15 protein-coding genes and 1 tRNA gene are annotated in these 16,418 nt (G+C 69.4%); 11 read left to right on the top strand and 5 right to left on the bottom strand.

The window, feature by feature from the left end:
• The 5 genes from ACG00Y_RS22075 to ACG00Y_RS22055 all read left to right on the top strand — a co-directional run bounded on the left by ACG00Y_RS22075 (nt 1) and on the right by ACG00Y_RS22055 (nt 5,507).
• On the top strand, nt 1-771 hold the full coding sequence (locus ACG00Y_RS22075; protein ID WP_394482649.1) for a uracil-DNA glycosylase: 771 nt from the start codon (nt 1-3) through the stop codon (nt 769-771).
• Nucleotides 768-2,837 carry a putative bifunctional diguanylate cyclase/phosphodiesterase gene (locus ACG00Y_RS22070; RefSeq protein WP_394482647.1) on the top strand — a complete coding sequence of 690 codons (2,070 nt, stop codon included), beginning with the start codon at nt 768-770 and terminating at the stop codon, nt 2,835-2,837. Before ACG00Y_RS22075 ends, ACG00Y_RS22070 begins: the two co-directional genes overlap by 4 nt.
• On the top strand, nt 2,834-3,913 hold the full coding sequence (locus tag ACG00Y_RS22065) for a class I SAM-dependent methyltransferase (protein ID WP_394482645.1): 1,080 nt from the start codon (nt 2,834-2,836) through the stop codon (nt 3,911-3,913). Before ACG00Y_RS22070 ends, ACG00Y_RS22065 begins: the two co-directional genes overlap by 4 nt.
• Nucleotides 3,914-4,026: 113 nt before the next feature.
• Nucleotides 4,027-4,266, top strand: coding sequence for a c-type cytochrome (locus ACG00Y_RS22060; RefSeq protein ID WP_394482643.1), 240 nt, complete (start codon nt 4,027-4,029; stop codon nt 4,264-4,266).
• Complete coding sequence (locus ACG00Y_RS22055) at nt 4,263-5,507, top strand: FCSD flavin-binding domain-containing protein (protein ID WP_394482642.1); 1,245 nt, start codon at nt 4,263-4,265, stop codon at nt 5,505-5,507. Before ACG00Y_RS22060 ends, ACG00Y_RS22055 begins: the two co-directional genes overlap by 4 nt.
• A 1-nt stretch (nt 5,508) precedes the next feature.
• On the opposite strand, the gene ACG00Y_RS22050 is transcribed toward ACG00Y_RS22055, so the two are convergent.
• Nucleotides 5,509-5,928, bottom strand: a complete 420-nt coding sequence (locus ACG00Y_RS22050; protein WP_394482640.1) for a VOC family protein — start codon at nt 5,926-5,928, stop codon at nt 5,509-5,511.
• Between the two features lie 102 nt (nt 5,929-6,030).
• On the opposite strand from ACG00Y_RS22050, the gene ACG00Y_RS22045 reads away from it, so the two are divergent.
• Nucleotides 6,031-6,714 carry a PEP-CTERM sorting domain-containing protein gene (locus ACG00Y_RS22045; RefSeq protein ID WP_394482638.1) on the top strand — a complete coding sequence of 228 codons (684 nt, stop codon included), beginning with the start codon at nt 6,031-6,033 and terminating at the stop codon, nt 6,712-6,714.
• Nucleotides 6,715-6,747: 33 nt separating this feature from the next.
• Here ACG00Y_RS22045 and ACG00Y_RS22040 read toward each other — a convergent pair whose 3' ends face one another.
• Nucleotides 6,748-8,985 (bottom strand): C1 family peptidase, encoded by a 2,238-nt coding sequence (locus ACG00Y_RS22040; protein WP_394482636.1) that lies wholly within the window; start codon nt 8,983-8,985, stop codon nt 6,748-6,750.
• 77 nt (nt 8,986-9,062) lie between these two features.
• On the opposite strand from ACG00Y_RS22040, the gene ACG00Y_RS22035 reads away from it, so the two are divergent.
• Together ACG00Y_RS22035 and ACG00Y_RS22030 are read left to right on the top strand one after the other, a co-directional pair.
• Complete coding sequence (locus tag ACG00Y_RS22035) at nt 9,063-10,040, top strand: 2-dehydropantoate 2-reductase (protein WP_394482634.1); 978 nt, start codon at nt 9,063-9,065, stop codon at nt 10,038-10,040.
• Between the two features lie 2 nt (nt 10,041-10,042).
• Entirely contained in the window at nt 10,043-10,324 is a 282-nt protein-coding gene (locus ACG00Y_RS22030; RefSeq protein ID WP_394482632.1) for a hypothetical protein, read from the top strand.
• Nucleotides 10,325-10,371: 47 nt separating this feature from the next.
• On the opposite strand, the gene ACG00Y_RS22025 is transcribed toward ACG00Y_RS22030, so the two are convergent.
• Together ACG00Y_RS22025 and ACG00Y_RS22020 are read right to left on the bottom strand one after the other, a co-directional pair.
• Complete coding sequence (locus ACG00Y_RS22025) at nt 10,372-10,944, bottom strand: NnrU family protein (RefSeq protein WP_394482630.1); 573 nt, start codon at nt 10,942-10,944, stop codon at nt 10,372-10,374.
• An 11-nt stretch (nt 10,945-10,955) separates the two neighbouring features.
• Entirely contained in the window at nt 10,956-11,420 is a 465-nt protein-coding gene (locus ACG00Y_RS22020; protein WP_394482628.1) for an Lrp/AsnC family transcriptional regulator, read from the bottom strand.
• A 122-nt stretch (nt 11,421-11,542) separates the two neighbouring features.
• Between ACG00Y_RS22020 and ACG00Y_RS22015 the strand changes: the two genes are divergently transcribed.
• The 3 genes from ACG00Y_RS22015 to ACG00Y_RS22005 all read left to right on the top strand — a co-directional run bounded on the left by ACG00Y_RS22015 (nt 11,543) and on the right by ACG00Y_RS22005 (nt 14,299).
• Nucleotides 11,543-12,637: a saccharopine dehydrogenase family protein gene (locus ACG00Y_RS22015; RefSeq protein ID WP_394482627.1), complete on the top strand. Its 1,095-nt coding sequence runs from the start codon at nt 11,543-11,545 to the stop codon at nt 12,635-12,637.
• 11 nt (nt 12,638-12,648) lie between these two features.
• Nucleotides 12,649-14,160, top strand: a complete 1,512-nt coding sequence (gene amaB, locus ACG00Y_RS22010) for an L-piperidine-6-carboxylate dehydrogenase (protein ID WP_394482625.1) — start codon at nt 12,649-12,651, stop codon at nt 14,158-14,160.
• A gap of 54 nt (nt 14,161-14,214) precedes the next feature.
• Nucleotides 14,215-14,299 (top strand) — tRNA-Leu (locus ACG00Y_RS22005).
• A 46-nt stretch (nt 14,300-14,345) separates the two neighbouring features.
• Here the strand turns inward: ACG00Y_RS22005 and ACG00Y_RS22000 are convergent.
• Nucleotides 14,346-16,382 (bottom strand): putative bifunctional diguanylate cyclase/phosphodiesterase, encoded by a 2,037-nt coding sequence (locus ACG00Y_RS22000; protein ID WP_394482624.1) that lies wholly within the window; start codon nt 16,380-16,382, stop codon nt 14,346-14,348.
• Nucleotides 16,383-16,418: the final 36 nt, after the last annotated feature.

The raw sequence follows: 16,418 nt of genomic DNA, 5'->3' as shown, positions 1-16,418 counted from the left end.
ATGAGCTGGGACGAACGCCAGAGGGCCATGCTGGCCGAGATGGGTTTTCGGCTGCCGGCGCGGGCGGTCGAGGCCGTCGCGGCGGATGAGCCGGACGTTGCCGTCATAGAGCGCCCGCCGGTGGCCGCGCCGGCGCCGGTCATTTCACGGCCGACCGTGGCTGCACCCGCGCCTCGCATCGCGCCGGCCCTGCCCACCACCTTCACCGACCTGGACACGCCCGCGCTGCGCGAGGCCGTGGCCACCTGCCGCGCCTGCGGCCTGTGCGAGCAGCGCCGCAATGCCGTCTACGGCAACGGCGCCGTGCAGCGGGCGCAGTGGCTGGTGGTCACCGACCCGCCCGACGACGCCGATGATGCCGCCGGCCAGGCCATGGGCGGTGACGCTGGCCGGCTGCTCGACCGCATGCTGCTGGCCGCCGGCCAGCGCCGCACGGGTGACCAACCCACCGCCTTCGTGACGCCCATCGTCAAGTGCCGCCCGCCGCGCGGCCGGGCGCCGCAGCCCGCCGAGCTGGACGCCTGCGAGGCCGTGCTGGCCCGCCAGGTGGCGCTGTTGCAGCCTCGCCTCGTGTTGGCGCTGGGCATGCAGGCGGCGCGCCGCCTCACCGGCCTGGCCGAGCCGCTGGGCAAGCTGCGCGGCCGCGTGCACGCCTGGCGCGGGCTGCCGCTGGTCGTGACCTACCACCCTGCCTACCTGCTGCGCTCACCCGCCGACAAGGCCGGCGCCTGGGACGACCTGTGCCTGGCCCGCGCGAGCGCCGAGTCATGACCGGGCCCATAGTCGCTTCCACGCTGGCCACCGAAGCCGGCCGCTTCAAGCTGCTGGCCGCCTACCTGCCCGCGTGGATCGCCCTGTACGACGCCAAGACCCAGGTCTGCCTGTTCGCCAACCGCGGCTATGCCGAGGCCTTCGGCCAGACCGAAACCGGCATCCTCGGCAAGACCTTCGCCGAGATCATCGGCCCCGAGGCCGTGGCGCTCATCCAGCCGGCCGTCGACAAGGTGCTCAGCACCCGCTCGGCGGTCAGCTACGAGCGCGAGCTGCCGCAGGCCGATGGCACGCCGCGCTGGATCGAGGTGCACCTGATCCCGCAGCTCGGCGAGGACGGCGAGGCCGTTGCCAGCTGCGTGATGATCAACGACATCACCAAGCACCGCCTGGCCGAGCGCCAGGTGCGCGAGTCGCAGGAGCGGCTGGACAAGTTCATGCAGGCCACCGTGGAGGGCATCCTCTTCCACCGCGACGGCCTGCTGACCGACGTGAACCCGCCGCTGTGCGCGCTGATGGGCTACACGGCGGAGCAGCTGATCGGCCAGCATGTGATGAGCTTCGTCGCCGAGGACGAGCTGCCCAAGGTCAACGAGGTCATGCGCCTGGCCCGCGAGCTGCGCTACGAGACCGCCATCGTGCACCGCGACGGCACGCGCATCCCCGTCGAGCTGATCATGCGCACGATGGAGCGCGACGGCGAGCGGCTGCGCATGGCTGTCGTGCGCGACATCCGCGACCGCCTGGCCAGCGAGGCGCGCATCCAGCACCTGGCCCATCACGACGGCCTGACCGGCCTGCTCAACCGCAGCGCCTTCATGGAGCGCATGGCGCTGGCGCTCAAGCGCGCCGAGCACCGCGGCGAGATGCTGGCGCTGCTGTTCATTGACCTGGACAACTTCAAGCGGGTCAACGATTCGCTGGGCCACCTGGAGGGTGACCAGGTGCTGATGACGGTGTCCGAACGCCTGGTCGGCGCGCTGCGCGGCAGCGACATCGTGGGCCGCTTCGGCGGCGACGAGTTCATCGTGCTGCTCAGCGACCTGGACAGCCGCGCCGACATCGTCGTCGTGCTGGAGGCGCTGCTGTCCGTCGTCGAGGTGCCCGTGAAGGCGGACGGCCGCGCGCTGTCCGTCACACCGTCCATCGGCGTGGCCGTCTACCCTGACGACGGCCGCCATGCGGACGAACTCATCCAGCATGCCGACACGGCCATGTACCGCGCCAAGGCCCGTGGCCGCGCGACCTACCAGTTCTTCGAGGCGGCGCTGGCCGAGACGGCCTATGCCGACCTCGTGCTGGAGGCCGAGCTGGCGCAAGGCCTGACGCACGACGAGTTCGAGCTGTTCTTCCAGCCCCAGGTGGACGCCACGACGGGCCAGCTCTCCGGCGCCGAGGCGCTGCTGCGCTGGCGCCATCCGCAGCGCGGCCTGCTGAGCCCGGACGCCTTCATCTTCGTCGCCGAGCGACACCGCCTGATGTTGGCGTTGGGCGAATGGGTCATGCGCGAGGCCGCCGCCACCGCGCGGCGCTGGCGCGAGCAGGGGCTCACGGCGGGTCACGGGCCGATGCGCATCGCCATCAACCTGTCGCGCATGCAGTTCCACCTCGACGGCTTTGCCGACACGGTCAAGCGCGTGCTGGCCGAGTCGCAGGCCGAGGGCCAGTGGCTGGAGCTGGAGCTGACCGAGCGCATGCTCATGGAAGAGATCGAGCACGCGCCCACCACGCTGGCCCAACTGCGCGCCATGGGCCTGACCGTGTCGGTCGACGACTTCGGCACCGGCTACACCTCGCTGGCCCACCTGACCGAGTTGCCGCTGGACAAGCTCAAGATCGACCAGAGCTTCACCGCCCGCCTGCCCGACGATGCCGGCGCCCAGGCCATCACGCGCGCCATCGTGCAGATGGCCGTGGGCCTGGGCCTGACCGTCACGGCCGAGGGCGTGCGCACGGCCGCGCAATGGCAGCTGCTGTCGAGCTGGGGTTGCCAGCAGCTGCAGGGCGAGCTGGTGGGGCTGCCGATGCCGGCGAGCGAGTTTGAGGCTTGGGTGAAGGCAAGATGAATCTGGCCGAGCGCATCCATGCCGAGATCGCCTCTGCTGGCGGCTGGTTGCCGTTCGACCGCTTCATGGCCATGGCGCTGTACGAGCCGGGCCTGGGCTATTACGCCGGTGGCCGGCGCAAGTTTGGCCAGATGCCCAGCGAGGGCTCGGACTTCGTCACCGCGCCCGAGATGTCGCCGCTGTTCGGTCGCGCGCTGGCGCGGCAGATCGCGCAGGCGCTTGCGGCCAGCGGCTGCCGCGAGGTCATGGAGTTCGGCGCCGGCTCGGGCGCGCTGGCGGCGCAGCTGATCGCCGAGCTGGATGCGCTGGACGCGGGGCTGGTGCGCTACGCCATCGTCGAGCTGTCCGCCGAGCTGCGCGAGCGCCAGCGCGAACGGCTGGCGCACTGGGGCGAGCGCGTTGAATGGCTGGACGCCCTGCCCGAGCAGATCGAGGCCGTCGTCGTCGGCAACGAGGTGCTGGACGCGATGCCGGTGCAACTGGTCGCCTTCGACGGGCAGGTGTGGCGCGAGCGCGGTGTCGTGGTGGCGTGCCAGGGCTTTGCCTTCGAGGACCGCGACAGCCACCTGCGCCCGCCTCTGGAGACCGGCTTCGTGCCCGGCACCGTCACCGAGATCCACCCGCAGGCCGAGGCCTTCACGCGCACGCTGGCCCGCTCACTTAAGCGCGGCGCGGCCTTCTTCATCGACTACGGTTTCCCCGAGTCCGAGTACTACCACCCGCAGCGCCGTGGCGGCACGCTGATGTGCCACCAGGCCCACCTGGCGGACGCCGACCCGTTGGTGGCGGTTGGCGACAAGGACATCACGGCCCACGTCAACTTCACCGGCATCGCGCTGGCGGGGCAGGACGCCGGCCTGGTCGTGCTGGGCTACACCAGCCAGGCCAATTTCCTGCTCAACTGCGGCATCGCCGAGCTGTTGGCCGGCGCGTCCTTGGGCGAACGGGCGATGGCCCACCGCCTGCTGGCCGAGCACGAGATGGGCGAGCTGTTCAAGGTGGTCGGCTTCGCGCCGCTGAATGCGCCGTTCGATGCGCTGGGTTTTGAGCGCGGGGACCGGTCTCACAAACTCTGAACCACATCATGAATGCAACCACAGAGGCACGGAGACACAGAGGAACTTCTGTCTTTTCTCTGTGCCTCTGTGTCTCAGTGGTTGCATTTGGCTTTCCTGCCCTGGCGCAGGACATGACGAGGGCGCGCAGCCTCGCCGCCACCTGCGCCAGCTGCCACGGCACCCACGGCCGTCCGCGTGGCACGGTCATGCCGCCGCTGGCCGGGATGAAGGCCGAGACCATGCTGGAGGCGCTGGCCAACTACCGCAGCGGCCGCCAGCCGGGCACGGTCATGCCGCAGATCGTCAAGGGCTACACGGAGGAGCAGCTGCGTCTCATCGCTGGCTACTTCGCCGCCCAGGCCAAGCCATGATCGCGCGGCGGCAGCTCATCGCGGCGGGCGGCCTGGCGCTGGCCGGCTGCGCGACGATGGCCGCGGCGCTCGGCCGTGTCGTCGTCGTGGGCGGCGGCTTTGGCGGCGCGACGGCGGCGCGCTATCTCAAGCTGTGGGGCGGCGCAGATGTCGACGTGACGCTGGTGGAGCGCAACGAGGGCTTCATCTCCTGCCCCATGTCCAACCTCGTCATCGCCGGTGCGCGAGATGCCATCAGCATCGGGCAGGGCTATGCGGGCCTGGAGGCCGAGGGTGTGAGGCGCGTCCGCGGCGAGGTCGTGGCCATCGACCCGGCGGGCAAGTCCGTGCGGCTGGCCGATGGCACGGCGCTGCGCTGGGATCGACTCGTGCTCGCGCCGGGCGTCGACTTCATGCTCGACGACATCCCCGGCCTGGCCGCGGCCTATGACAACGGCCGCGCCGTCCACGCCTGGAAGGCCGGCCTGCAGACGCTGGCGCTGCGCCGCCAGCTGCAGGACCTGCCCGATGGCGGCGTCGTGCTGGTGAGCATCCCCAAGGCGCCCTACCGCTGCCCGCCCGGGCCCTACGAGCGCGCCTGCCTGATCGCGTCCTGGCTGCGTCGCGCCAAGCCGCGCGCCAAGCTGCTGGTGCTGGACGCCAACCCCGAGGTGCAGAGCAAGAAGTCGCTGTTCGAGCGCGCCTTTGCCCAGCACCACGCCGGCGTGCTGGAGTACCGGCCCAATGCCGAGCTGAAGGAGGTGGCTGGCGGCGTCGCGCGCTTCGAGTTCGAGGATGTCAAGGCCGATGTGCTCAACCTCATCCCGCCGCAGCGCGCCGGCGACCTGGCGAGGGACTTCGCCAACGTGAACCGCCGCTGGGTGGGCATCGACTGGTTGACGATGCAGGCCCAGGCCGCGCGCGGCGTGCACGTCGTCGGCGACGCCATCCTGTCGGCGCCCGGCATGCCCAAGTCGGCCCATCTCGCCAACCAGCAGGCCAAGGTCGCGGCGGCGGCCGTGCTGGCGTTGCTGAAGGGCGAGGCGGTCAACCCTGCGCCGGTGGTGATGAACACCTGCTACAGCTTCGTCACACCCGAAGAGGCCATGCACGTGGCCTCGGTCCACCAGTACGACGCGGCCGAAAAGACGATGAAGACGGTGCCCGGCTCGGGCGGCGTGTCGCCCGCCGCGAGCGCGGCGGAAGCGGCCTATGCGCAGGGCTGGGCCGACAACATCTGGGCCGACAGCCTCGGCCTTTGAGTTACCAGCTGCCCGTGTTGGGCATCGACGCCCACGGCTCGGCCGGGGCCAGCGCGGGGCCGTGCTGAAGCAGCTCGATGGAGATGCCGTCCGGCGAGCGCACGAAGGCCATGCGGCCGTCGCGCGGCGGGCGGTTGATGAGCACGCCGTGGTCCATCAGCTTCTGGCAGGCGGCGTAGATGTCGTCCACCGCATAGGCCAGGTGGCCGAAGTTGCGGCCGCCGGTGTAGCCGGACTCGTCCCAGTTGTGGGTCAGCTCGACTTGCGCCGCATCGTCGCCCGGCGCGGCCAGGAAGATCAGCGTGAATCGGCCGGCTTCATGCTCAGTGCGGCGCAGTTCCCGCAGGCCAAGTGCGTCGCAGTAGAACTTCAGCGAGGCGTCGAGGTCGCTGACGCGGACCATGGTGTGTAGGTAATGCATCGAATTGCAATCTGTCCGATTGGGCGCGCGACCCTTGCAATGAGGGGTGCGCGCGAATAAGGGTGTCAGTAGTATCGGCGCGTCTGTTGACAGGAGTTCTCCATGCGTCGATCCGTCTTGTCCGTTGGGGTGCTGGCTGTTGCTGCCCTGTTTTCCACGGCTGCTCAGGCGACAAGCTTCAGCTTCGAGGTCGACTACCTGGGCGCCAACAAGGCGGCCGCTGCGGCTGGCAGCCAAGCGCCGACCGGCGTGATGCTGGACCCGGGTGACTCCTTCACATACGCACTGCTTGCCCAGCCGGGCATGGCGTGGACGGTCACTGCAACGGATGACTACTTCGCCGTCTTCGCGCTTTCGGCCGACGAGAGTGCACGCCGGGTCGGCAACGTCACCGTGTTGCTGAGCCTGGCCGGGCAACAGGTGTACAGCTTCTCGGCAACGGATGATGAATCGAGCCATGTGCACGTCGGCGCGAACACGACACCGCTGACCGTCGGCTTGACGTTTGATCGGCTGGAGTTTTCGTATGCGCTGGCATCGGCGGCAGCCTGTACCTGGGACGACGAGCAGACGGAATGCACGGACACGGACATGATCAGCGACACGACGTTGGGCGGCCCGCTGCCGATCTTCGGTGCGCCGGACTATCACTATTCAGACGGGTTCACCTACGCCGCTGCGGTGCCTGAGCCGGGCTCGGTGGCCCTCATGCTGGCGGGGCTGCTGCCTGTCGGCCTGCTCGGGCTGCGCTCGCGGCGTCAGCGCGGAGCGCCTGCTTCGCGCTAGCAACGCTTTGCCGGTGAGTTCGCGCACCGGAGGTCAGTAGTCCAGCCATTCCATCGGCGCCACCAGCTTGGCGCCGCGAATGCGCTCCAGCGTGCCCGTCAGCACGTCGATGTTGCTGTCGAAGCTGCCGTGGCTGGCCCCGATCTGGTCGCCCATCTTGGTCGTGCGCACCTTGGGCGCCGTCACGGGGTGCAGCAGGTCGCCGGCCGGCCAGAGCTTGCGCCAGTCCTCGATGTCCTGGCGAGCCTGGCCGTCGGCCCACTGGTCGCCCAGCCACATCGGGTCCTCGGCGACGAGGGCGCGCTCCATGCCCAGCAGCGGCTGCTTGCGCACATCGTCCAGCGCGCGCGACACCAGGTAGAGCAGCGACTTGCCATAGATGTCGTGCTCGGCCGTGGGCAGGCCGTCGGCGCGTTCGTTGGCATCGGTCAGTACATGCAGGTGCAGGTTGTTCAGCGACAGCACGCCGGCCTGGTCGGCGGCGCCGTAGTGCCGGACGGCGAAGCCGCTGGAGCAGGCGGCGGCGTACAGCTCGCAGCTGGCGGCCGGCACGATGCCGGGCCCGCCGAGCGGGCTCAGCCGCCCGAGCAGGTGGCCCAGCAGGATGGAGCCGGCCGAGTGGCCGACGAGGTGCAGCTCCAGCGCCCTGCCGCGCTTGTCCAGCGCGGCCTGCAGTTCGCGCAGCAGGTCGGCGGTGAGGTCCAGCACATGGCCGTCCGTCTCGCCGCCGGCGGCGTTCTCGCGCATCTCGCTCCAGATGCCGCGCGCGAACTGGCGGCCCACGGCCTCGATGGCGCGATCCTTGGCCTCGGCGGCGGCATCGCGCAGGCGCTCCAGCCAGCCCTCGCTGCGCTTGTCGTCGACGATGCGGTGGGCCAGGTCCGCCAGCATGTGGTTCAAGGTCTCGATGGGCCCGGTCTTCCAGGTGAAGAACAGCGGGTAGATGCCGTTGGCGAGGAAGTAGGGCGCCAGCATGCGGATGCGCTGGATGGAGCCGGCCTCGGAGTTCAGGCCGCCGTGGGCATACAGGGCGAGCTTCAGGGTTTTGGCCTGGCTGCCCTTGAACCAGGCCAGCGGGCGTTCGACGACCAACTCGCGCGCCAGGCCCTCGCGGTCGGCGCGGTCGCGTGTGAAGTCTGTCGACATCAGCTGGCCGTCGTTGCCCGAGACCAGCGTGTGCGTGTAGGCCGCGTCGGTGCGCAGCGGCTGGTAGGGCTTGTGCGCGAACTCGTGGTTGACGGGCCAGGGGTCGTCCTGCGGGTTGTCGCCCTCGCACAGCGTCGCGGCGACATCGCCGAGGCCGCGCCCGGCCATGACGCGAAAGCCGCTGGCCGCGCGGGCGGTTGCCTTGGTGCCACTCTTCACGGTGGGCTGGCGTACCTTCACGTCCGACAGATCCTGCGGCACGCCCAGGGCGACGGCCCAGGCGTCGTTGCCGTTGGTGACCCAGTCTTCATACGGCAGCACGGCAAAGCCGGCGGCGCCCCAGCCCGTGCCCCAGCTGTTCTGCACGACGAAACCGCGCTCGTTGAAGCCCACCAGCGCGAAGGCGTGGCCGCCGGTCACGTTCTTCATGCGCGCGATGCGCGGCAGCTTGTCATGGCTGTCGGGCAGCGCGGCGCTCGCCACGCCCCAGCCGTCGTGCACGTCGGCCGACACATAGATGGCGCCGATCTCGTAGATGGCGGCCTGCAGGTCGACGATGCTGCGCTTGTCGACGCGGTAGTAGACGCCCAGAGGCCGGCGCGGGGCGTCGTCGTCCCAGCCGGCTGCGGGGCGCTCGAAGACGCCGCCGCCGTTGCTGTCGAGCGGGTAGGGCCACAGCGCCTCCGAGCAGACGCCGTGCTTGTGCCAGCCCTTCAGCGCGCCCCGGCAGGACGAGCCCTCATAGTCCTGGCCCGGCCATTCGTCGTAGAGCTTGGCCAGCTCGTAGTACATGCGCGGGCTGACGAGTTCAGGCAGCTTGCGGCCGCGCGCGGGCTGGTCGAGATGACGCAGCCAGTACAGGTAGTTCGTGACACAGGCCAGGCCGAAACCGGTGCAGGCGCCTTCGTTGCCCTGGTTGAGGATGCGGCCGGCGGCGACGTAGCTGGGCAGCAGCTTCTTCAGGTCGGCGTCGCGCGGCCAGCGGCCGGGCAGCGAGCGCAGCGGCGCGCGGTAGACGAGGTCGCGCAGGTCCAGCCGGTCGGGGCGGGCGTCGAGCTTGGGGGTCGGCGTGGCGTTGGCGGCTGCCTTCTTGGCTGTGACGGGCTTCTTGGTCTTGGTGGCCATGTCTGTCTCCTGAAGGGGTCGGCAGATGATGGCGGCCGGCCCGCGCCGGGACAAGCACGCATGCGAGACTGATCCTCATGTTTAAGGTCTGCATCGTCGGCCTCGGGGCCATCGGCGGCTGGCTGGCCGCGCATCTGCAACGCGTCGAGGGCCTGCGCGTCTGCGCGCTCGTCCGGGGCGACACATTGGCCGCCGTGCGCGAGCGCGGCCTGCGGCTGGACAGCGGCGAGGACAGCTGGTGCGCACCGCTGCGCGTGAGCGACGACCCGGCCGAGCTGGGCCTGCAGGATCTGGTCATCCTCGCCGTCAAGGGGCCGGCCATCGCCGGCGTGGCCGCGCAGGTCGCCCAGCTGCTGGGGCCCGGCACGCGCGTGCTGACGGCGCTGAACGGCCTGCCCTGGTGGTTCACTGCCGGCCTTCCGGTGCCGGGGCTGACGCTGACCTGCGTGGACCCCGACGGCCGCATCGCCGCCGCGATCCCGCCCGAGCGCGTCATCGGCTGTGTCGTGCATGCCAGCTGCGCGCTGCGCGGGCCGGGCTGGGTGCATCACGTGTTGGGCAACGGCCTGCTGATCGGCGAGGCGGTGGGCGGCACCAGCGAGTCAGTGACGGCGCTGGCCGCGCGGCTCGTTGGCGCCGGCTTCGGCGCCCGGGCCGTGGACAGCATCCAGCGCGAGGTGTTCTACAAGCTGTGGGGCAACATGACCACCAACCCCGTGTCTGCACTGACCCGCGCGACGACCGATCGCATCCTGGCCGACGACCTTGTGCGCGAGTTCACGGCGGCCATCATGCGCGAGGCCGCGCTGATCGGCGAGCGGGTGGGCTGCCCCATCGCGCAGACGCCGCAGGACCGGCATGTCATCACACGCTCGCTGGGCGCCTTCAAGACCTCGATGCTGCAGGACATCGAAGCCGGCCGTGCCATCGAGACTGACGCGCTGCTTGCCGCGCCGCGCGAGCTGGCGCAGCAGTTGGGGGTGGCGACGCCGATGCTGGATGCGCTGCTGGGGCTGACGAGGTTGATGGACGTTTGCCGGTCTCGGGCAGGCTAGACATGCCTTTCCGCAGAAGCGATATGCCCTACGAGAGGCTTGCCTACTGGTTTTGCGTTGTGGCGCTAGCGGCGATGGGCGGCATCTATTCGGTAGGCCTGGCATCCATGCTGGCGGAGGGGCAGATCAACTCCTTCGGGAAAGGGTCCCACCGCGTGATCGTATGGGCGACTGCACCGTACGCATTCATCAGCGCGTTGATACCGCACCTCATGTTGAACGGCTTCTTCTGGTATGGCGCCTATTGGGTCTGGTTCTCCTACATCCGCAAGGAGGATCGGTGACTTCGGGTTGATCTTGGCAGCGGCAATCGTCCCGCCGCCGCACGTGATCACCGCCCCAGCGGCGCGATGCCCAGCCAGGCCGCATGCGCCCAGAACGCGAAGAAGGCCCACAGCGCCACGCCGACCACGACGGTTGCCGCAGTGCCCGCGGCCGTCGGGGAAGCCACCGCCGGCCCTGGCCGCCGCCGAGCCGCGCGGAACACGAGCACGGCCCAGACGAGGAAGCTGCCGAACAGCATGACGTCGGCCAGCGTGTTGTTGGCCAGCAGGTGGGCCAGCGCCCAGACCTTGACCGACAGCGTCATCGGGTGCAGCAGCCGGGCCTTGATGTGGTTGCGCGGCACGTAGGCCGCAGCCAGCAGGATCAGCGCCACGAGCATGAACAGCGCCGCGAGGTGGTTCATGCCGCGGATCGGCTGCCAAAGCACGACAGGGGTCAGGCGTGCCTGTGCGTAGCCCCACAGGATGAGGCCAAAGCCGACGACGGACACCAGTGTGTACAGACCCTTCCAGCCCTTGTCGCCGAGGCGGGCGACCTGGGCGTCGCGCCATCGTGGCGCCAGCGCACGGGTCAGGTGAATGCCGAGGAAGAGGGTGAGGCCGAGGGCAAGCCAGATCATCGTGTTCTCCATCAAGTTTGTCTGTCGACACGCAGCGCAAGGACGACCGAACTGTTCGTGCGCAGCACGCCGTCGATGTCGCCGATCTCGTCGAGCAGCGCGTCGAGCCTGGCCGTAGTGTCGGCGCGCAGCAGCGCCATGTAGTCGAACTCACCGCTGACGGACGCGAGCTGGCGCAGCTCCGGCAGTTCGGTCAGCCGCTTGACGACCTCGCGCCCGGCCTTGGGGCTGACGGTGATGCCGACAAACGCCTGCACGCTGCGGCCCGCTTCGTCGCCACCCAGCCGCGCCGTGTAGCCGACGATGCGCCCGCTGGCCTCCAGCCGCGCCAGCCGGGCGACGACGGTGGTGCGCGCCACGCCCAGCTTGCGCGCCAGCGTGGCCGTGCTTTCGCGGGCGTTGGCCTGCAGCAGCAGGATCAGCCGGCGGTCCAGATCGTCAGTCGGCGCTGCAGGATTTACCCGTGAATCATCCATAACGGCGAATCATCGCGACGATTCGACGAATCATCAATCGCTTTCGTCGGAAGATCGCTTTCTTTCGTCAGTGACCCTGCCTAGAGTGCTGCCCAACGCAACACCTACGCCTGGAGTCCCCCATGAAGATCGCCCTGCTCGGCGCCGGCCACATCGGCCAGACCATCGCCCGCCTGCTGCACGCCACTGGCGACTACCAGGTCACCGTGCTCGACAAGAACGCCGGCTACCTGAAGGTACTGGCCGCCGAGGGCATCGCCACGGCGGAAGTCGACAGCGACAACCGCGCTGCGCTTGCCGCCCAGTTGCGCGGCAAGGACGCCGTCGTCAACGCGCTGCCCTATCACCTGGCCATCACCGCCGCCGAGCTGGCGCTGGAGTGCGGCTGCCACTACTTCGACCTGACCGAGGACGTGGCCGCCACCAAGGCCATCAAGGACATGGCCAAGGGCGCCCGTACCGCCTTCATGCCGCAGTGCGGCCTGGCGCCGGGCTTCATCGGCATCGTCGCCCACCACCTGGCCAGCGGCTTCGACTCGGTGCGCGACGTGCAGATGCGCGTCGGCGCGCTGCCGGCCTTCCCGACCAATGCGCTGAAGTACAACCTGACGTGGTCGGTCGACGGCCTCATCAACGAGTACTGCCACTCCTGCGAGGCCATCCACGAGGGCGAGACCATCGCCGCGCTGCCGCTGGAGGGCCTGGAGCACTTCAGCCTCGACGGCACCGAGTACGAGGCCTTCAACACCTCTGGCGGCCTGGGCACGCTGTGCGAGACCTGGGCGGGCAAGGTGCGCAACCTCGACTACAAGACCGTGCGCTACCCCGGCCACCGCGACCTGATGCAGTTCCTGCTTGGCGACCTGGGCCTGAAGAGCGACCAGGGCAACCTGAAGGACATCATGCGCAAGAGCATGCCCGCGACGATGCAGGACGTAGTGCTCGTCTTCGTCACCGTGTCGGGCATGAAGAACGGCGTGCTGCTGCAGGAGGTGTTCGCGCGCAAGATCTTCGCGACGCGTGACGGGGCGCAGCCGCTGAGCGCCATCCAGATCACCACCGCTGCGGGCATCTGCGCCGCTGTCGATCTGTTCCGTGAAGGCAAGCTCCCGCAGCAGGGCTTTGTGCGCCAGGAAGAGGTCGCGCTGCCGGACTTCCTTGCCAACCGTTTCGGCTCGGCCTATCAACAGTCGCGTCAGGTGGAGTCCATTTCCTGAGAATGCGGACCATGAAGCAACAAACCCTCTCCGTTCTGGACGCGCTGGGCGTCCACCTGCCGGGCGCCGGTGATCTGACTGTCCGCTCGCCCATTGATGGCAGCGTGCTGACCCAACTGCCCACCGCCAGCGCCGCCGACATGCAGGCCGCCGTGGGCCGCGCCCACGCGGCCTTCAAGGCCTGGCGCGTCGTGCCGGCGCCCAAGCGCGGCGAGCTGGTGCGTCTGTTCGGCGAGGAACTGCGCGCGCACAAGAGCCAGCTCGCGCAACTCGTGTCCATCGAAGCCGGCAAGGTGACCAGCGAAGGCCTGGGCGAAGTCCAGGAAATGATCGACATCTGCGAGTTCGCCGTCGGCCTGTCGCGCCAGTTGCACGGCCTGACCATCGCCAGCGAGCGCCCCGGCCATCGCATGATGGAACAGTGGTTGCCGCTGGGCGTCGTCGGCATCATCTCTGCCTTCAACTTCCCGGTCGCCGTGTGGGCCTGGAACTCGGCGCTGGCGCTGGTCTGCGGCGATGCCTGCGTCTGGAAGCCGAGCGAGAAGACGCCGCTGACGGCGCTCGCCACGCAGGCGCTGTTCGAGCGCGCGCTGAAGGCCTACCGGGCCGCCGGCCACACGGCGCCTGACGGCCTGTCCGAGCTGATCATCGGCCGCGCCGACGTGGGCGAGGTCATGGTCGATGACGCCCGTGTGGCGCTCGTCAGCGCCACTGGCTCCACCCGCATGGGCCGCGCCGTCGGCCCGCGCGTCGCGGCGCGCTTCGGCCGCTCGCTGCTGGAACTGGGTGGCAACAACGCCATCATCGTCACGCCCAGCGCCGACCTGGACCTGGCCGTGCGCGGCATCCTGTTCGGCGCCTACGGCACAGCCGGCCAGCGTTGCACGACAACGCGCCGCGTCATCGTCCACGAGAGCATCCATGACGCGCTGGTCGAGCGCCTGGACCGCGCCCGCGCTCAGCTGCCGATTGGCTCGCCCATTGAAGCCGGCACCTTGATCGGCCCGTTGATCGACGCGCAGGCCTTCGATGCGATGCAGTTCGCGCTGAACGCGGCGCGCGAGCAGGGCGGCATCGTGTCGGGCGGCGAGCGCGCGTTGAGCGACCGCTTTCCCGAGGCCTACTACGCCGTGCCGGCGCTGGTGCGCATGCCGGCGCAGACCGAAGTCGTCTGCCACGAGACTTTCGCGCCCATCCTCTACACGCTGAAGTATTCGACGCTCGAAGAGGCCATCGAGTTGCAGAACGGCGTGCCGCAAGGCCTGTCGTCGGCCATCTTCACGACCGACCTGCGGGAGGCCGAGCGTTTCATGAGCGCGGCCGGCAGCGACTGCGGCATTGCCAACGTCAACATCGGCACGTCGGGGGCGGAGATCGGCGGTGCGTTTGGTGGCGAGAAGGAAACGGGCGGTGGCCGCGAGAGTGGTTCGGACGCCTGGAAGGCCTACATGCGGCGCACGACCAACACCGTGAATTACTCAAGCGAGTTGCCTCTTGCTCAGGGCGTGAAGTTCGACATCTGAGTCGACTTTGTCGGGGAGGGTGAAAAACTGGGCTATAGTCCGGCCTCCCTGAAAGCCCAGGTGGCGGAATTGGTAGACGCACTAGTTTCAGGTACTAGCGGGTAACTCCGTGGAGGTTCGAGTCCTCTCCTGGGCACCAAACAAGAAAGGCCAGCACGCAAGTGCTGGCCTTTTGCGTTTGTGGCTCAGGATTTGCACGTCGAGGCAGGGAGCCAGCGCTCTTCAAATTCGGCAGCGGAAACGCCCTTCCCAAACCACCACCCCTGCCCCCAGTCGCAGCCCATGGTCTGCAAGGCCAGCATCTGCGCTTCGGTCTCGACGCCTTCGGCGACGACCTCCATGCCCAGTTCGTGCGCCATCGTCACGATGGCCCGGCACAGCGCCACCGCCTTGCCGCCGCTCTCCAGGCCAGCGACGAAGCTGCGGTCGATCTTGACCGTGTCGATCGCGTGGTGCTGCAGATAGCTCAGCGACGAATAACCCGTCCCGAAGTCGTCCAGCGAGACTGACAAGCCGCCATCGCGCAGTTCCCGCAGCCGCTCGCTCACGGCCTCGTCGCGTTCCAGCAGCAGCCCTTCGGTGATCTCGACGGCCAGTGCGTCGCCGGGCATGCCGAGGTCGCGCAGGTGGCCGACCCAGTCCGGCTGCACGCGGTGGCTGCGTTCGCCGAGGAACTGCACCGGCGACTTGTTGATGCTGATCTGGAAGCCAGCGTGCCCCGCCGCCCGCCACGCCTGCGCCTGGGCCGCTGCCGTTCGGAACACCCAGTCGCCGATGTCGACGATGAGGCCGGTGGCTTCGGCGATAGGGATGAAATGCGCCGGGCTCACGTCGCCCAACTGCGGGTGCCGCCAGCGCAGCAGCGCCTCAGCCTTGCGCGGCGCCGCTGTCACGTCGCGCAGCCACAGGATGGGCTGGTAGACGAGGCTGAGCTGCCCCAGCCGCAGCGCCTCGCGCAGCTCCGCCGCGAGCCTCACGCGCCGCTGCGCCGCCTCGTGCAGCGCTGGCGTGAACACGCTCACGCGGTTGCGGCCGGCGCCCTTGGCTTCGTACAAGGCCAGGTCGGCATGCTTGAACAGCGCCTCGATCTCGCTGCCGTCGCGCGGCGCCAGGCTGACACCGATGCTGGCCGACACGTAGACCCGCTCGCCCGCCACGTCAAAGGCCTCGGACAGCGACTGCAGCAAGTCGTGCCCGACCCGTTCGGCCTCGGGTGCGGCCCGCGCCGTCGCGAGCAGCACGGTGAACTCGTCACCGCCCATGCGTGCCACGACGGCGTCGGCGGGCATGCGCGCCTGCAGCCGCTCGGCCACCTGCACCAGCAGCGCGTCGCCCACGTCATGGCCCAGCGAGTCGTTGACCTCCTTGAAGTGGTCCAGGTCCACGAACATGACGGCCAGCTCGTCGCCGCGCATCTGGCGCAGCGCCAGCGCACGCTCGATGTGTTCGCGCAACGCCCGGCGGTTGGGCAGGCCGGTCAGCGTGTCCAGACGCGCCTGCTGCCACACCAGCGCCTCCTGGCGCTTGCGGTCGGTGATGTCGGTGTGTGTGCCCACCATGCGCAGCGGCTGGCCTGCGGCATCGCGCGCGATCACCATGCCGCGGCTCAGCACCCATTTCCACGAGCCGTCCCTGGCCAGCACGCGGTGCTCGTTGCGGTACAGCGGCGTGCGGCCAGCGAAATGGTCCTCGCGGTCGCAGGCCATCTGCGCCAGGTCGTCGGGGTGCGTGCGTGCATCGAAGGCGTCGGGCGTGGGCGGGATGTCACCGGGCTCAAAGCCGTACAGGCGCAGATAGCGGTCCGAGTAGTACTCGGTGCCGGCCTGCACATGCCAGTCCCAGACACCGTCGCCGCTGCATTCCAGTGCCAGCTTCCAGACGGCATCGGCCTCGTTGAGGCGGTTCTCTGCGGCTCGCCGTGCCGCGATGTCGGTGTGCGTGCCGAGCCACAGCGCCGAGCCCGGCAGGCGCTGGGCCTGGGCCAGCACCCAGGCGGTGCCGACGCGGTACTCCAGCTCGAAGCGGCCGACCTCCTGGGCAGCGCCCCAGGCCTGCGCGAAGGCGGCGCGGTCGTCTTCGTGCAGCCACAGCGACAGCGGCGTCGGCAGCGCCGGCCGGTTCAGCGCATCTGCCAGGCGCGCGTTCATCCAGAGCAGGCGGCCTTGGGCATCTGCCTTCCAGACCTGTTGGGGCAGGGCGTCGAGCGCCGAGGCAATGTGCACGAGTGGGACCGAATCTTCGATGGATACGGGACTGTA

It is taken from the genome of Pelomonas parva, from assembly GCF_043555835.1.
Lineage (GTDB): Bacteria > Pseudomonadota > Gammaproteobacteria > Burkholderiales > Burkholderiaceae_C > Pelomonas > Pelomonas parva.
The sequence above is the reverse complement of the archived record's forward strand: the minus strand, read 5'-3'. Positions and strand labels throughout refer to the sequence as shown.

What these genes read in the sequence shown, in the direction of transcription:
- ACG00Y_RS22075 (WP_394482649.1), top strand. Translation starts at nt 1, where the DNA reads ATGAGCTGGGACGAACGCCAGAGGGCCATGCTGGCCGAGATGGGTTTT.
- ACG00Y_RS22070 (WP_394482647.1), top strand. Translation starts at nt 768, where the DNA reads ATGACCGGGCCCATAGTCGCTTCCACGCTGGCCACCGAAGCCGGCCGC.
- ACG00Y_RS22065 (WP_394482645.1), top strand. Translation starts at nt 2,834, where the DNA reads ATGAATCTGGCCGAGCGCATCCATGCCGAGATCGCCTCTGCTGGCGGC.
- ACG00Y_RS22060 (WP_394482643.1), top strand. Translation starts at nt 4,027, where the DNA reads ATGACGAGGGCGCGCAGCCTCGCCGCCACCTGCGCCAGCTGCCACGGC.
- ACG00Y_RS22055 (WP_394482642.1), top strand. Translation starts at nt 4,263, where the DNA reads ATGATCGCGCGGCGGCAGCTCATCGCGGCGGGCGGCCTGGCGCTGGCC.
- ACG00Y_RS22050 (WP_394482640.1), bottom strand. Translation starts at nt 5,928, where the DNA reads ATGCATTACCTACACACCATGGTCCGCGTCAGCGACCTCGACGCCTCG.
- ACG00Y_RS22045 (WP_394482638.1), top strand. Translation starts at nt 6,031, where the DNA reads ATGCGTCGATCCGTCTTGTCCGTTGGGGTGCTGGCTGTTGCTGCCCTG.
- ACG00Y_RS22040 (WP_394482636.1), bottom strand. Translation starts at nt 8,985, where the DNA reads ATGGCCACCAAGACCAAGAAGCCCGTCACAGCCAAGAAGGCAGCCGCC.
- ACG00Y_RS22035 (WP_394482634.1), top strand. Translation starts at nt 9,063, where the DNA reads ATGTTTAAGGTCTGCATCGTCGGCCTCGGGGCCATCGGCGGCTGGCTG.
- ACG00Y_RS22030 (WP_394482632.1), top strand. Translation starts at nt 10,043, where the DNA reads ATGCCTTTCCGCAGAAGCGATATGCCCTACGAGAGGCTTGCCTACTGG.
- ACG00Y_RS22025 (WP_394482630.1), bottom strand. Translation starts at nt 10,944, where the DNA reads ATGATCTGGCTTGCCCTCGGCCTCACCCTCTTCCTCGGCATTCACCTG.
- ACG00Y_RS22020 (WP_394482628.1), bottom strand. Translation starts at nt 11,420, where the DNA reads ATGGATGATTCACGGGTAAATCCTGCAGCGCCGACTGACGATCTGGAC.
- ACG00Y_RS22015 (WP_394482627.1), top strand. Translation starts at nt 11,543, where the DNA reads ATGAAGATCGCCCTGCTCGGCGCCGGCCACATCGGCCAGACCATCGCC.
- amaB (WP_394482625.1), top strand. Translation starts at nt 12,649, where the DNA reads ATGAAGCAACAAACCCTCTCCGTTCTGGACGCGCTGGGCGTCCACCTG.